Consider the following 14787-nt stretch of genomic DNA (forward strand, 5'->3'; position numbering starts at 1 on the left):
GTCAGTTGCCACATCGACATGATACGTTATCATGATGCTATTCGCTGGAGCGATGTTGGAACGAAAGGAAGACCGCCGGCCGGAATTCCAGGAGGGTGCCATGACCTCGCCTCGCTTGACGCTCGGACGACGGCTCAAGCAACTGCGTAAGGAGCATGGCTGGACCCTCGCCGAAACGGCAAGACGGAGCGGCCTTGCCACGTCGACGATCTCAAAGGTGGAGCGTGGCCAGATGTCCCTGACCTACGACAGGTTCGTGCCCCTGGCCCAGAATCTGGGTCTCGACGTGGGGGCGTTGTTTGCCGCGGAAACGCGGGCGTTCGAACGGGACACCCTGGCCGTGACCCCCAAGGGGCAGGCCGAGCGCTACGACACGCCGACCTATGTCTACGAGATGCTGGCGGCCGGCGTGTCCCACAAGCAGATGGTGCCGATGCTGGGCCGCGTGAAGGCCCGCGTTCTCGAGGCCTTCGATGATTTCATCCGCCACGTGGGCGAGGAATTCCTGCTGGTTCTCGAGGGATCGGTGAGGGTGCTCATCGAGGATGGCCGCACGGTTGATCTTGCCGAGGGCGACTCGCTGTATTTCAACAGCGGTCTCGGCCATTGCTATCTCTCGACGGGCACCGAGGAAGCGCAGATCCTCGTTGTCTGCTGGCCCAATGCACCCGCGCCAAGCCCGGAGAATCGCAGCTAGCGCCGTGCGAGCTTGACGCCGGCGACTTTCAGGCCGGCAACGAGGGTCGCACCGTAGATGGCGGCGCCGCCGAGGCCGATCACCGCCAGCAGGGTCTCATTCCGCCAGCGCGGCAGGCTCGTCGCCCAGCGGCCGAGTGGGACGGGCGCAAACCACGCGAAAAGCGCGAGCAGGAGGGTGGCGGCTGCCACCGCCGCCGCGATGCGGCCGAGTTGCGCGCTCGGCGCCATCCAGTCTCGCCGCAGGGCGAGGATCACGAGGAGAGACAGGTTGACCCAGATGCCCAGCGCCGTGGCAAGCGCGAGGCCGACGACACCGTAGGTGTCCATCAGCAGGATTTTCAGCAGCACATTCACCGCGACGGCGGCGAGCGACGCGATCAGCGGCGTGAGCGTATCGGAGCGCGCGTAGAAACTGGCGACTGCGGAACGGATCAGCACAGCGGCGGGCAGGCCGATCGCGTAAGCCGCCAGAACCGCCCCCGACCGCGCGGCAGCAGCCGCATCGAACGCGCCGCGCTGGAAGAGGGCCGACATGATGAGGTCCGGCAGGGTGAGAAACGCCACAACGAACGGCGCGGCCAGACCCAGCGTCAGGCCCACGGCGCGGTTCTGCGAGCGATGGGCGGCATCGGGATCGCCCGCCGCGATCCGCCGGCTCATTTCCGGCAGAAGGACGGTGCCGGCCGCGATCCCGATGACGCCGAGCGGCAACTGGTAGATGCGGTCCGCATAATAGAGCGACGAGACCGCGCCGGTGGGCAGGAAGGACGCGATGATGGTATCGGCGAACAGGGCCAGCTGCACCCCGGCCGAGCCGATCACCGCCGGTCCGAGGGTCTTGAAGAACCGGCTCATGGCCTTGTCCATGCGCGGCTTTTCGAACTGCGGCACGGCATTAAGCCGCCGCGCAGCCGCCCAGACCAGCATCAGTTCGAGCACGCCTGCGAGCGCTACGCCCCAGGCCGCCGCATGGCCGGCGGTGGGAAACAGAAACGCGAGGCTCAACGCCGCGATCAGCGAGACGTTGAGAAGCACGGGCGCGGCGGCTGCCGCCGCAAACCGCTCATGGGCGTTGAGGATGGCGGACAGGATCGTCACCAGCGTCACGAACAGCAGATACGGAAAGGTGATCCGCGTCAGCGTGACGGCCAGTTCGAATTTCGGCGGGTCGGACCAGAAGCCCGGCGCCAGAAGCGTCACCACGAACGGCATGGCCACCAGGGCTGCGGCAAGCAGCACCATCTGCACCAGCAGCATCAACGTGGTCACCCGGCTGGCGAACGAGCGCGCGCGGGCTTCGCCGTCGGTCTCGAGCACCTGCGCGTAGGTCGGCAGGAACGCGCTGTTGAATGCGCCTTCGCTGAAAATGGCGCGGAAATGGTTGGGAATGCGGAAGGCGACGAGAAACGCATCCGCGACCGGACCCGCGCCCATGACGGCGGCCAGGATCACGTCGCGCACGAAACCGGTGAGGCGGGAGACGAGCGTCCAGCCGCCGACCGAGAGAATCTTCTTCAGCATCGATCAGGCCCGACGTAACCGAGGATCGTCCTGCACCAGCGCGTTGCTGACTTCGGCCGCCGTGCCGACGCGCTCGGCCACCACATAGAGCGGGCGGCGCTTCACCTCGGCAAAAATCCGGCCGACATATTCGCCAATGATGCCCAGCGAGAGAAGCTGCACCCCCGAAAAGAAGGTGAGCGAGACGATGAGGCTGGGAAAGCCCGGCAGATCGGTGCCGTACAGCATCGTGCGGATCAGGAAGTAGATCGCAATGGCGATCGAGCAGATGGAGATCAGCGTCCCGAGATAGGTCCAGACCCGCAACGGCACGGTCGAGAACGACGCGATGCCGTCGAAAGCGAAGCGGAACAGCTTGCGGAAGCCCCACTGGCTTTGACCGTGCAGCCGGTCTTCCACCACGAATGGCACGCCGGTGTTGCGGAAGCCGATCCAGGCGTACAGGCCCTTCGAGAAGCGGGCTTTTTCGCCCAGCGTCCGCAGAACCTCGACGCCCTTGCGGTCGATCAGGCGGAAATCGCCCGCGCCCTCGGGCAGGCTGATTTCGCCGAACCGCGAGAACAGGCGGTAGAACAGGTGGGCGAAGCCGCGCTTGACCCGGGTCTCGTCCGAGCGGTCGGTGCGCTGGCCGTAGACCATGAGAAAGCCCTCGCGCCACTTGGCCACGAAGGTCTCGATCATCTCCGGTGGATGCTGGAGATCCGCATCCATGATCACGACGGCGTCGCCCTGGGCATGGTCGAGGCCGGCGGCGATCGCCACCTCCTTGCCAAAATTTCGGCTGAAGGACACCGCGCCGATTCGCGGGTCACGCAGGCTTTGCGCCTTGATAAGGGCGAGGGTCTCGTCGCCGCTGCCATCGTCGATAAAGACGATTTCCCAGACCGGGGTGATGCGGTTGAGCACGGGCACGAGCCGTTCGCAGAGAGGGCCGATATTGGCGCTTTCGTTGTGGACGGGGATGATGACGCTCAGTTCAGGCGACGCCAAAAGATGTTCCTCTCGCGGGTGGCGCATTGAGAGCCGAGTTTTCACCGGGGCTCAAGAGGCCGCTTGCAACTTTCCCACCTTGCGGGCGGGTTCTTCCGGGTGCCGATGACGCACCGGGCGTTGGCCGCTTGTGTTTCATGCATGACCGCGTCCAAATTCGGGCGGGATGCCGGGCCCTGTCGGCGAGCGGAAGGAATGGGGATCGCCAATGGCCGCTACGCGAAAGGTCGTGCTCTGCGCGGATGATTTCGGATTGTCCGACGGCGTCAGCCGGGGAATTCTCGAATTGGCCGAAGCCGGCCGGATTTCGGCCACCGGCGCGATGACCAACATGCCGGGCTGGCGGCGGGCGGCCCCGGATCTCGCGCGGGTGACGGGCCGCATCGGCATCGGCCTCCATCTTAACCTGACCACGGGGTCGCCCATCGGCCCCATGCCGAATCTGGCCCCCGGCGGAGCTTTTCCGGCCCTGCGGGACCTGCTTGCCCGCTCTCTCACGGGGCGATTGTCGCTCGGGGAAATCCGGGCGGAGATCGCCCGTCAGGTGGTGGCGTTCGAGAGCGTGCATGGGGCCGCGCCGATGTTTGTGGACGGACACCAGCATGTGCACGTGCTGCCGGTCGTGCGGCTGGCGCTCCTCAGTGTTCTGACCGAACGGGGCTATCAGGAAAAGCTGTGGCTGCGCGACCCCTCCGATTCGGGTCGCTCGATCCTCGGCCGGTCGGTCGGTCGGGGGAAAGCCTTGCTTGTGGATATCCTGGCTGCCGGGTTTCGCGCCCGCGCGGGGGCTGCGGGTTTTGCCACCAATGACGGCTTCTCCGGCTATGCGCCGTTTGATCTCTCGGTGCCGCCGGAGCGGATTTTCGCCGAGGCGTTCAGGAGCCTCGGCCCGCGTCCCGTCGTCATGTGCCATCCGGGCTACGTGGACGAGGAATTGCGCGGCCTCGATCCGGCGGTGGAGAGCAGGCCGCTGGAGCGCGCCTACCTCGCCTCGCCAGCCTTTGCGCGGCTGTTGCGGGAGCGGGGGATCGTCCTGTCCCCCGGCTTCTGACTTAAGGCCGCTTTCTCGCGGTCGAGCAGCGCCTGCTTGCGCTCGATCCCCCAGCGGTAGCCGGAGAGGGCGCCATCGCTCCTGACGACCCGGTGACAGGGAATCGCCACGGCGATCGCATTGGCCGCGCAAGCCTGCGCGACGCCCCGGACGGCTTTGGGGTGGCCGATGGCGCGGGCGATGTCGGCATAGCTCGCCGTGGTGCCTGCCGGAATATCCAGCAGCGCCTTCCAGACCCGCTGCTGGAAAGCGGTGCCGCGGATGTCGAGGGGAAGGTCGAGGCCGATCCGGGGCGCTTCCACAAAGCCCACCACCTTGGCGACCAGGCCCTCGAACGCTCCATCGCCGCCCACGAGATCGGCCCGGGGAAAACGATCCTGAAGATCCCGCACCAGGCCGTCCGGATCCTCACCCATCAGAATGGCGCAGACGCCTTTCTGGCTACAGGCGACGAGGATCGCCCCGAGGGAGCACTGGGCCACGGCGAAGCGGATTTCGGTGTTCGTCCCGCCGGCGCGAAAATCGCTTGGTGTCATGCCCAGCATCCGGTCGGCAGCCTCGTAAAACCGGCTGTTCGCGTTGAAACCCGCCCCATAGATGGCCTGTGTGACGGTCGCGCTGCGGGACAGTTCGTCCCTGACGCGCCCGGTCCGGTGGGCGGTGGCGTAGTCCTTCGGCGTCACGCCGGTGAGGGCCTTGAAGACCCGGTGAAAGTGAAAGGTGCTCAGCCCGGCATTGCGCGCGAGGCTCGCGAGCGAGGGCTGCTCCTCAGCGTCTGCGATGGTCCGGCAGGCCTCGGCGATGGCTTCTGCGTGCGGCTCGCTCACCGTGGCCCGCTCCGGCCTGCAGCGCTTGCAGGCACGGAAACCCGCCAGCTCTGCGTCTGGCGCGGTTGCGTGGAAACTGACATTACCGGGCGCCGCGCGACGGGACGGGCAGGACGGTCTGCAATAAATCCCGGTGGTCTTGACCGCGTAGACAAACGCGCCGTCCGACGCCCGGTCCCGCGCGGCAACGCTCGCCCACCGGGGGTCGTGTTCGATCGCGGTGCGCAGCGGGTCTGTTCCCTGAACGCTCATGGTCCCATCCTTTGCATCAAGTCTGCCAGGAGCCAACCATCTCATCGCAGGCCATCTGCCGCACTCCGGGTCTTGCGATCGCATTCGACCAAGCCGCCTCAACGCAAAACGGGCCCTCGAAAGGGCCCGCTGCAGGGGATGTCCGTCGGTTCAGTGCCCGGCGTTGCCGTAGAGCTCGGCCACATATTCCCAGTTCACCAGGTCGTTGAGGAACGCCTTGAGATAGTCGGGACGACGGTTGCGGTAATCGATGTAATAGGAATGCTCCCAGACGTCACAGCCGAGGATCGGCGTTGCGCCGTGAACGAGGGGGTTCTCGCCATTCGGTGTCTTCATGATGGCGATCTTGCCGTCCTTGACAGCGAGCCAGGCCCAGCCGGAGCCGAACTGGCCGACGCCTGCCGCAACGAAATCTTCTTTCATCTTCTCGACCGAGCCGAGATCGGAAATGATTTTCTTCTCGAGTTCGCCCGGGATCGCGCCGCCGCCCTTGGGCTTCATCCACTTCCAGAAGTGGAGGTGATTGTAGTGCTGGCCGGCGTTGTTGAAGAGCGGCTGGTTCTTGCCATAGGAGCCCTTGACGACCTCCTCGACGCTCTTGCCTTCAAACTCGGTGCCCTGCATCAGGGTGTTGCCGGTGTTCACGTAAGCAGCGTGGTGCTTGTCGTGATGGTATTCCAGCGTCTCTTTGGACATGTAGGGCTGCAACGCATCGTAAGCGTAAGGCAGTTCGGGAAGAGTGAACGACATGAGCGTCTCCTGACTGGATTGAGCAACTGACGGACCGCGCGCATTCCGGCCTTGATGGCCGATCACTGAGAATTCGCACGGACATCACGAGCCTGAGAATGTCCTCCACCGGAAAAGTGCGTCGACGTTTCCGGGACATGCTGTAGTTAAAGCGCCTCTGGCCCGAGGGCAACGGCGATGCTTTGGACTTTTTTCGCGGCAACCTTCCCTTGACATGGGCTTTGCCGTATAAAAACAGCGCCTTGCCTTGCGGCAACCTTTTGTTTGCGTCACGGAGATTACATGATCATCGCTCTTTACGCCCTCGCCTTGGCGATGATCGTGGGTGGATTGTTTTCGGCCATCCTCGGTTGGGACATCGTCCTCGTCGAACGCGGCTGGACGATGGTCATTTCTGGAATTATCGGGGCATCGAGCGGCGCGCTCCTCGTCGGCATCACCGCGGTGGTCGCGCGCCTGACCCGAATTCAGGAAGAACTCGCCCGGGTGCAGCTCAGCCTGGAGGACGAGATCGAGACTGTGGCGGTTCCCCCCACTTCCGCCGAACAGGCGCGGGGTCGCATGTTGGGCGATGTGGGCATCGGCGCGGCCGCTGGCGGGCTCGCCGGTTCCCTGTTCGGCACCAAGTCGGCGCAGGATTCCGAAGCCTCGGCGGAGATCCAGCAGCCGACATTGCCACTCTTTGAGGACGCGCCGGCGGCTCTCGACGCGCCTGACGACCTGGATCGTGCCGAGGACCCCGCCCCATTGCCCTCTGCAGCGGCCTACCCCTTCCCGAAGGCTGCCATCGACGCGCCGGAGCCTTCGTCCGAGCCCGAGTTCGATGCCCAGAGGGATGATATCTCGGAAGGTCAGGTGCCGGATTTCCTGTTCGCGGAACGCTATCGCGAATCCATCGACACCGAAGTTCGTTTTCCCGAGCGGGAGCAGCCCTCCTTCACCACGAGCCCCGACGAGGAACTCGCCGACGAACTCCCGGTCGCGCAGAGTGCGGTGGATGACGAGGAGGTGTTTGTCTCTGTCGCCGAGACGGAAACAGACACGGTAGTGGCAATCGAGCCCGACGAGGAGGCGCATGACGCCGACCTGCCGGGCGGCCCCGCTGCCGTCATCGGCACCTACAATTCGGGCGAGAACAAATACGTCATGTATTCCGACGGATCGATCGAGGCCGAGACGCCGCAAGGCTTCTTCCGGTTCGCATCGCTCGACGAGCTGAAAGAATTCATTGCGGCTGGCGGGGAGGGCGCGTCGGAGCCGCTTTGATCAGCGCCGAGAGTGCACGAAAATCATCCGTGCCGGCCTCGCCGAGCCATTCGAACAGGGCCATCTCCGTCGTCACCCAATGACATCCCGCGTGCAGCAGACGGGCGCAGGCCGCGCTGATACTGTCGGCCGCCCGGCTTGAGACCGCGTCGGCCACAACGGCGACCGTGACCCCCGAGGCTTTCAGGTCGAGGGCTGTCTGCAGCACGCAGACATGCGCCTCCGCACCGCAGATCACCAACTGGTCGCGACCCTCCGCTCTCACGGCTGCGAGGCGCTCGGCGATCACCCGGTCGCGCGCGGCTGAAAAATGCATCTTCGGGAGCACGGGTGCGCGGGGCGGAACGGCGTCGGCGACGGATCCGACGGTCGATCCAAGGCCTTTGGGATATTGCTCCGTCACCGTGACGGCAATGCCGAGCCGGCCCGCGGCCGCAGCCAGCATCACGATCCTGTCCAGCATGTGCGCGCTGTCCTGCACGGCCGGCACCAGCCGCTCCTGCACGTCGACGATGAGAAGGTGGGAGCGGTTGCGGTCGAGCAGCATGTCACTCACTGGCTGGTATCGGGAAGGGGCGGAACCGCGGGGATCGGCATGGTCATGGCAAACCGCAGGCCGTCCTCGCGAAAATCGATTTTGACATCGGCGCCGAGTTGCGTCGTCAGCACGCGGTTCAGCAGGCGCGAGCCAAAGCCCTGCCGCGAGGGCGCGCTGACGGTCGGTCCATCCCGTTCGGTCCAGTCGAAATGCAGGACAGGCCCGCTCTCCTTGTCGTCGACACGCCAACGGACATCGACATTGCCGCCAAACGACGACAAGGCCCCGTGCTTTGCGGCATTTGTCGTCAGTTCATGGATGGCCATGCCGACGGGCACCGCCGCCTCAGACGGCAATTCGACCGGCGGGCCGGAGATGAACACGCGCTTGCGTCCGGCGTCGTCGTAGGGACCAAGCTCCGTGCGGATGAGATCGCCGAGGGAGGCCTTCTGCCAGTAATCCTCGGTCAGGAGATTGTGCGTGCGGGCCAGGGACACGATCCGTCCGACAAAGCTCTGGTAGAACTCGTCGATGCTCGACGTGGAGCGGGCGGTCGAGCCCACGATGGCCTGCACGGTCGCAAGGGTGTTCTTCACCCGGTGGTGGAGTTCGCGGATGAGCAGGTGCTGACGCTGTTCGGCCTGCTTGTACCGCGTGACGTCGATATTGACTCCGACCATGCGAAGGGGGTTGCCGTCCGGATCGTAGAAGAAACGCGCATTGACCTCGATGAAGCGGATGGTCCCATCCGGCAACATGATGCGGTGAGAGAAGGTGATGTCGGAATCCCGGCGCGCCATCGCGGCTTCGAGCATCGCCTTGGTCTGGTCGAGATCGGCCGGCACGACGCGGGATTCCCATCCTTCGAAATCCTGCGTGAAGGTGTTGGGATCGAGGCCGAACAGGCGCTCCTGCTCGACCGTCCAGGTCACCTTTCCGGAGGGCACGTCCCAGTCGAACACGCCGATGCCGACCGCCTGCTGCGCAAGGGCCAAGCGCTGCTCGCTCTCCTGCAAGGCGGTGGACGTCTCCTTCAGGTCGTGAATGTCGACGCTCGTTCCGCACCAGCCGAGGAATTCGCCGGTCTGCGAATGCCGCGGCGCGGCGCGGATGAGATGCCAGCGATATTCGCCGGAGCGCGAGCGGTAGCGCGCCTCGGTCTCATAGGCGGATTCATTTTCCTGAACGGGAACCAGCTCGTCCCTCATGCGCTCCATGTCAGGCGGATAGATCGTCGTCATCCAGCTATGGCCGAGCGCCTGTTCTTTCGGGAAGCCCGAATAGCTCACCCATCTCTCGTTGGTGTAGGTGAGTTCGAGGTTCGGCTTGACGATCCAGACGAGCGCCGGCAACGATTCGGCGATCACGCGAAACAGCGCATCCGTCTCCCGAAGGCTGCTTTCGGCCCGCGCCTTCTGCACCGCCGTCCAGGTTCGCTCGGCGACATCCTCCACCAGCGCAATCTCGTCGGTCGACCAATGGCGCGGACGGGCCGCGTTCAGATACAGCATCGCCACCAGGCGCTGGTTTTTGAGCAGCGGCACACCGATGGCGGTGCGCGCGTTGATGGTTCTGTAGATCGCCTGGATCGCCGGGTCGCGCACCCGCGGGTCGGTGTCGACGTCGTCGACGCACAGGGTTTTTCCCGCTTTCAGCTGCACGACCATGTCGGGCAGGAATTCATTGAGGCGGAACTGCCGGCCTTCCGTGCTGACGACCCAGCGGGACCATTCCCGCGCCATGACGTTGACGCCCAGTTCCTCATCCACCTCGCCATAGCCGGCGAAATCGACCTCGAGAAACTGGCCGAGGCTCTGCACGGTGGCTTCCATGATGGCGTTGGGATCCTCAAGGTCCCGCAGGCGATCATTGAGGTTAAGCAGGAAGGTCTGCCGCCGCTGCGCGACGGTGCCTTCCCGGCGAACCCGCTCGCGATCGGTCACATCCTGCGTCACCGCGACGAGGCGGAAGGGGATGTCGCCATTGTAGAGCGCGCAGCCTCGCTGCAGCACATGGCCGGTGCCCCCATCGGGCCTGACGACGCGGTGCTCGATGTTGAAATCGGTCTTTGTCCGCAACGCATAGGCGATGGCCTGTTCGATACGGGCGGCATCCTTCGGATCGAACAGGCGTCTCAGCCGATCGACCGTGAGCGGCTCGCCGGCCGAGAGGCCCAGCGCCTCGCGGGTGGGCGCTGTCATGCTGATCTCATCGCTGATGAGGTCGCGCTCGTAGATTCCGAGCTTGGCCATATCCAGCGCCACCCGCAGCTTGGCATTGCTCCGCTGCAAGAGTGCCTCGGCCGCACGGAGTTTCTGTTCGAGGATCGCCACGCGTTCGTCATCCCGAGCGTGTTCGACACCCATGCCAGCATCCCGCACTTCCACCATCATCGACGCTCGCTCTTTAGCCCAGCCCGATCCGGAATCGGGCCCCATCCTATCAACGACTGAAACGTATAATGTTTCAATTTTCGAATCCTTCGATACTCCGAAGGGCAAAAAGATACGACAGCGCGACCTCTTCGAGCCGGTCGAAACGGCCCGCCGCTCCTCCGTGGCCCGCATCCATGTTCATTTTCAGCATCACCGGCCCGCCGCCTTCCATGCGCTCGCGCAAACGGGCGATCCACTTGGCGGGTTCCCAGTAGGTGACTCGCGGATCGGTGAGGCCGGCAAGCGCCAGGATCGCCGGATAGGCCTGGCGGCGGACATTGTCATAGGGCGAATAGGACAGAATGGTGCGGAACGCGTCCTCGTCGGCAGCCGGATTGCCCCATTCCGGCCATTCGGGCGGGGTGAGCGGAAGGTCCGCGTCCAGCATGGTGTTGAGCACGTCGACGAACGGGACCTCCGAGACGATGCCGGCAAACAGGGACGGGGCGAGATTGGCCACCGCGCCCATCAGCATCCCGCCCGCGCTGCCCCCATGGGCGACGATGCGGCCGCGGGACGTATAGCCGGAGGCCGCCAGATGCTCACCGCAGGCGATAAAATCCGTGAAGGTATTGAGCTTCTTGTCCCGCTTGCCGTTGAGATACCAGCGCCAGCCCTTTTCCGTGCCGCCGCGAATATGCGCGATGGCATAGACGAATCCGCGATCCACGAGGGAGAGGATGTTGGTGCGAAAGCCCGCCGACATGGACATCCCATAGGACCCGTAGCCATAGAGGAGACAGGGCGCCGTCCCGTCCAGGGGCGTGTCGCGGCGGTGGACGATGGAAATCGGCACCTGCGCGCCGTCAGGCGCGGTGGCGAAAAGCCGCCTTGTGACATAGTCCTCCGGCCGATGTCCGCTCGGCACCACCTGCCGCTTGCGCAGGATCCGGGTACCGGTGTCGAGGTCGAGATCGGTGACCTCGCTTGGCGTGGTCATGGATGAGTAACGATAGCGGATGACGGCGGTATCATATTCGTAGCCGGGATCGACGCTGAGCGAGAAAGCCTCCTCGTCGAAACCGATGACCTCTTCGTGTCCGGACGCGAAGTCTCGCACGACGATCCGGGGCCTCGCATCCTCCCGCTCGAGGCGAACCAGATGGCGCGAGAGAGCCATGGCGAACAGCACCATGACGCCCGGGCGCGCAACCACCAGATCCTGCCAATGGGCACGGCCGGGCGTGGCGACCGGCGCGGTGACAATCTTGAAATCCTCCGCGCCGTCCGCGTTGGTGAGGATGATCAGCCGGTCGCCGTGGTGCTCCACATCGTATTGCAGCGCGACGGTCCGGGGCTCGACGAGGCGCGGCACGGCCATCGGATCCGTCCGGTCGAGGAGGTGGACCTCGGAGGTTTCGTGGTCGCTCGCCTCGATGAGCACGAAGGCGCCCGACTGGGTCAGGCCGAGCTGAACGAAAAACCCGGAATCGGGCTCTTCGTAGACCACGGCGTCGGCGTCCTGCGTCGTCCCGATCATGTGGCGGCGAACGCGCACCGGACGATGGTTGTCGTCCAGTTCCACGTAATAGAATCCGCTGGCATCCTGGAGCCAGACGACCCCGCCGGATGTCTTGAGCAACGTGTGGGCCTGATCCTGCCCGGTCTCGAGGTCCCGCACCTTGATGGTAAAATATTCCGACCCCTTCACGTCCGCACCCCAGGCCATCAACCGGTGATCGGGGGACTGGTCCGCGCCGCCGAGATCGAAGAAGGCCTGGCCCTCGGCCTCCTTGTCGCAGTCGAGCAGCAGGGTTTCGGCGCCCCCGTCCCGGGGCTGTCGACAGACGAGGGGGTGCTGGCCACCCTCCCGGTAGCGCGTGAAATAGGCGAAGGGGCCATCCGGCTCGGGCACGGATGAATCGTCCTCCTTCACCCGACCCCGCATCTCCGCGACCAGCGTCTGCTGGAAATCGGCCGTTCCGTCGAAGACCGCGGCCGTATAGGCGTTCTCGCGCTCGAGAACGGTGCGGATCGCCGGATCAAGCGCAGCCGGATCCTTCAGCACGTCCTGCCAGTTCGGGTCCTTGAGCCAGGCGAATTCATCGCTGATCTGCCGTCCATGCACCAGGAAGCTATGCTGTTTCGACGGCACCACAGGGGCGACAGGCAGGGAGGTGGGGAAAGGCAGGCGCTCGACGGTCATGAGGGGTCCGGATCGGTGCGGGGGTGAGGCAGTTCGAGTGGACGACAACGTTCTCAAGAGGGGACAGGTCCGCCGGCACACGAGGGCTCTGCCGGGACCGGACGATTGAGCGCAGCACTGCTTGAGGACGCGTTAACGATTCGACATTACCTAAGGTCATCATTTGCGCGCTCAACCGCTTACTTATAGTGCAACCAGCAAGATGATACAAAGTTTTCCAAAGTTTTCCTGTCGAACATCTTGCCAGAGCAAGCAAATTGACATACCTGAACAAGCAGACACGAATTCTGTGTGATTACGGTTCGTAGCAAGCTGAGGCAAGCATTGCTTTCCTCTCGAATTCCCGCTGATGCGCTGATTTGCCCCGCGGGTTGCTTGCCCAGGCCGGAAAGAAAGAGAAAGTACGATGAGCGACGCACTCGCTACCTCCAACTATATTGAGCTGGCTGCGGATATCGTCTCTGCTTACGTGAGCAACAATTCGGTTCCTGCAAGCGAACTGCCTTCGTTGATCAGCGACATCCATGCGGCCCTGTTGCGCGTTGGCGGCGGGACGGTCGAGGTTCCGGTCGAGGCGCCCAAGCCCGCGGTCTCCCTCAAGAAGTCTGTCACGCCCGACTACATCATCTGCTTGGAAGACGGCAAGAAGTTCAAGTCGTTGAAGCGTCACCTGCGCACGCAGTACAGCATGACGCCCGAGCAATACCGTGAGAAATGGGGTTTGCCCGTGGATTACCCGATGGTTGCGCCGAACTACGCCAAGGCGCGCTCGGAACTGGCCAAGGAAATGGGTCTCGGCCAGCAGCGCCGCAAGCGGCGCGGTCGCGCCTGATTTTGCTAGGTGGCGCCCTTGCGCCGAAAGTGATGCATTCTGTTCCAAGGCCGCCTCCGGGCGGTCTTTTCCGTTGAGCCCTTCGGCGACCGTGCGCCCGGTTGCCACGACTTTCGCGGCTTGAGGCAGGGAGGAGTTGGCGCTCTACCGGCAGATTTGGCCGGCGTCGACGAGTGGACATTTCTCCGCTCTGTCAGACAGCGCTTGTCAACACAACCATTAGTTGCTTATCCGCTCCGACCCCTCGCGATCGTGACCGCTGCCGAAAGATTTTGCTTTTTGGTAAGGGGAGCAACGGTTGCGCGCATCGCCAACCTTAGGTTTATGCACGCAATTCACAGGCGGTGGGACGCCCTTGACAGATAGGAATATTGCCTCACAATCACCGGTCTTAAGACGCGGTTTCGGTTGAGTGATTTATGGAACAAAACATGAACAAATATGAGCATATTGCAAGGCGTGCTGGCGAGGCTGATGCGGTGCCCGAGGTCTCGGCCTCGGAAGCCGGGAACGTTCGGATATCAGCGAGCGCCGACACGGGTGAGGGTCCCCGGGGCTCGAGGCAAAACACCCGTCCGCCACGCGCCGCTTCAACCCGTGGGAAGCGGAAAATCGGGTCCCACGAACAAGCGCCGGCCGGCGGGCGCCCGTCCGGAGGCCTTTCGCCAGCCGCGCTTCGGCTGCTCGCCTCTCTCGGAAAGCCCGATGCCTTTGCGCTGGTCGATCCCTCCGACGAGGGCTGCGTCATCCTGCGCGGTGCGAAGGCCGCGGTTTCACTCAGCGCGGGGCGGTTCGCGCGCTCCGATGCGGATCGCCTGGTCCGGCAGGATCTGGCCCGCTGGCAGGGCGAACGCCTCAACGGCCTTTCCATCACGGCGGTCGGAAAAGCCTACCTGCGTCGGGCGCGGGCACCCGCCGGGGAGACCGGGTTCTTCGACCAGCATCATGAAACCGCGTCGCTTTGTCTTGAGACGGCGGCCGGCGTCCGGCGGGTGCGGGTCGATCTCGACGAAAGCCCGCTCGATTGGCTCCGCCGCCGGAAAGGGCCCGATGGGCAGCGCCTGATCGGCGAGGCCGCCTTTGAAGCCGGCGAGCGGCTGCGGCGGGATCTGATGATGGCGGGCCTGCTGCCGGGGGTGACTGCCCGGTGGGATGGCATGCCGGCTGGCAAGGGCGGCGCCTCCCCGTCCGAGGCGACCGACCGGATGGTGGCGGCCCGCCAACGGGTGCGCCATGCCTTCGAGGCCATCGGGTCGGAATTCGGCGACCTGCTGTTCGACCTGTGCGGATTTCTGAAGGGCCTCGAACTCATCGAGCGGGAACGCGGCTGGCCGCAGCGCTCCGGCAAGGTTGTCGTCCGCCTCGCCCTGACCCGGCTGGCGGACCATTACGGCATCGAGAATGCGGCCCGAGGGCCCGCAGCTTCCCGGGGAATCCGGGCCTGGCAGGCGGTCGTGAGCGAAGGCGGGTTGCGATAAAC

12 protein-coding genes are annotated in these 14787 nt (G+C 64.6%); 5 read left to right on the top strand and 7 right to left on the bottom strand.

The window, feature by feature from the left end; translation table 11 throughout:
* Positions 1–100 precede the first annotated feature (100 nt).
* On the top strand, positions 101–697 hold the full coding sequence (locus tag J4G32_RS07530; RefSeq protein WP_210485586.1) for a helix-turn-helix domain-containing protein: 597 nt from the start codon (positions 101–103) through the stop codon (positions 695–697).
* Here J4G32_RS07530 and murJ read toward each other — a convergent pair.
* Positions 694–2220: a murein biosynthesis integral membrane protein MurJ gene (gene murJ, locus J4G32_RS07535; protein WP_210485587.1), complete on the bottom strand. Its 1527-nt coding sequence runs from the start codon at positions 2218–2220 to the stop codon at positions 694–696. The two genes, J4G32_RS07530 and murJ, sit on opposite strands and share 4 nt — an antisense overlap.
* Before the next feature lie 3 nt (positions 2221–2223).
* Positions 2224–3237: a glycosyltransferase family 2 protein gene (locus J4G32_RS07540; RefSeq protein WP_210485588.1), complete on the bottom strand. Its 1014-nt coding sequence runs from the start codon at positions 3235–3237 to the stop codon at positions 2224–2226.
* Positions 3238–3418: 181 nt separating this feature from the next.
* On the opposite strand from J4G32_RS07540, the gene J4G32_RS07545 reads away from it, so the two are divergent.
* Positions 3419–4261, top strand: coding sequence for a ChbG/HpnK family deacetylase (locus J4G32_RS07545; protein WP_210485589.1), 843 nt, complete (start codon positions 3419–3421; stop codon positions 4259–4261).
* On the opposite strand, the gene ada is transcribed toward J4G32_RS07545, so the two are convergent.
* Both ada and J4G32_RS07555 read right to left on the bottom strand, forming a co-directional pair.
* Positions 4192–5340 (bottom strand): bifunctional DNA-binding transcriptional regulator/O6-methylguanine-DNA methyltransferase Ada, encoded by a 1149-nt coding sequence (gene ada / locus J4G32_RS07550; protein WP_246504911.1) that lies wholly within the window; start codon positions 5338–5340, stop codon positions 4192–4194. The genes J4G32_RS07545 and ada overlap by 70 nt on opposite strands.
* Before the next feature lie 150 nt (positions 5341–5490).
* Positions 5491–6090 carry a superoxide dismutase gene (locus J4G32_RS07555; protein WP_210485591.1) on the bottom strand — a complete coding sequence of 200 codons (600 nt, stop codon included), beginning with the start codon at positions 6088–6090 and terminating at the stop codon, positions 5491–5493.
* 282 nt (positions 6091–6372) lie between these two features.
* Between J4G32_RS07555 and J4G32_RS07560 the strand changes: the two genes are divergently transcribed.
* Entirely contained in the window at positions 6373–7356 is a 984-nt protein-coding gene (locus tag J4G32_RS07560) for a hypothetical protein (RefSeq protein WP_210485592.1), read from the top strand.
* Here the strand turns inward: J4G32_RS07560 and J4G32_RS07565 are convergent.
* The 3 genes from J4G32_RS07565 to J4G32_RS07575 form a co-directional block, all read right to left on the bottom strand.
* A complete protein-coding gene (locus J4G32_RS07565) occupies positions 7316–7903 on the bottom strand; it encodes an isochorismatase family protein (protein ID WP_210485593.1) in 588 nt (195 codons plus the stop codon). The two genes, J4G32_RS07560 and J4G32_RS07565, sit on opposite strands and share 41 nt — an antisense overlap.
* A gap of 5 nt (positions 7904–7908) precedes the next feature.
* The gene (locus tag J4G32_RS07570; protein ID WP_210485594.1) at positions 7909–10260 is read right to left on the bottom strand and encodes a PAS domain-containing protein; all 2352 of its coding nucleotides are present in this window, start codon (positions 10258–10260) and stop codon (positions 7909–7911) included.
* 100 nt (positions 10261–10360) lie between these two features.
* Positions 10361–12475 carry a S9 family peptidase gene (locus tag J4G32_RS07575; RefSeq protein WP_210485595.1) on the bottom strand — a complete coding sequence of 705 codons (2115 nt, stop codon included), beginning with the start codon at positions 12473–12475 and terminating at the stop codon, positions 10361–10363.
* A 406-nt stretch (positions 12476–12881) separates the two neighbouring features.
* On the opposite strand from J4G32_RS07575, the gene J4G32_RS07580 reads away from it, so the two are divergent.
* Positions 12882–13307 carry a Ros/MucR family transcriptional regulator gene (locus J4G32_RS07580; protein WP_210485596.1) on the top strand — a complete coding sequence of 142 codons (426 nt, stop codon included), beginning with the start codon at positions 12882–12884 and terminating at the stop codon, positions 13305–13307.
* A gap of 431 nt (positions 13308–13738) precedes the next feature.
* A complete protein-coding gene (locus J4G32_RS07585) occupies positions 13739–14785 on the top strand; it encodes a DUF6456 domain-containing protein (protein ID WP_246504912.1) in 1047 nt (348 codons plus the stop codon).
* Positions 14786–14787 lie beyond the last annotated feature (2 nt).

Source organism: Microvirga antarctica, assembly GCF_017921815.1.
Classification (GTDB): Bacteria; Pseudomonadota; Alphaproteobacteria; order Rhizobiales; family Beijerinckiaceae; genus Microvirga; species Microvirga antarctica.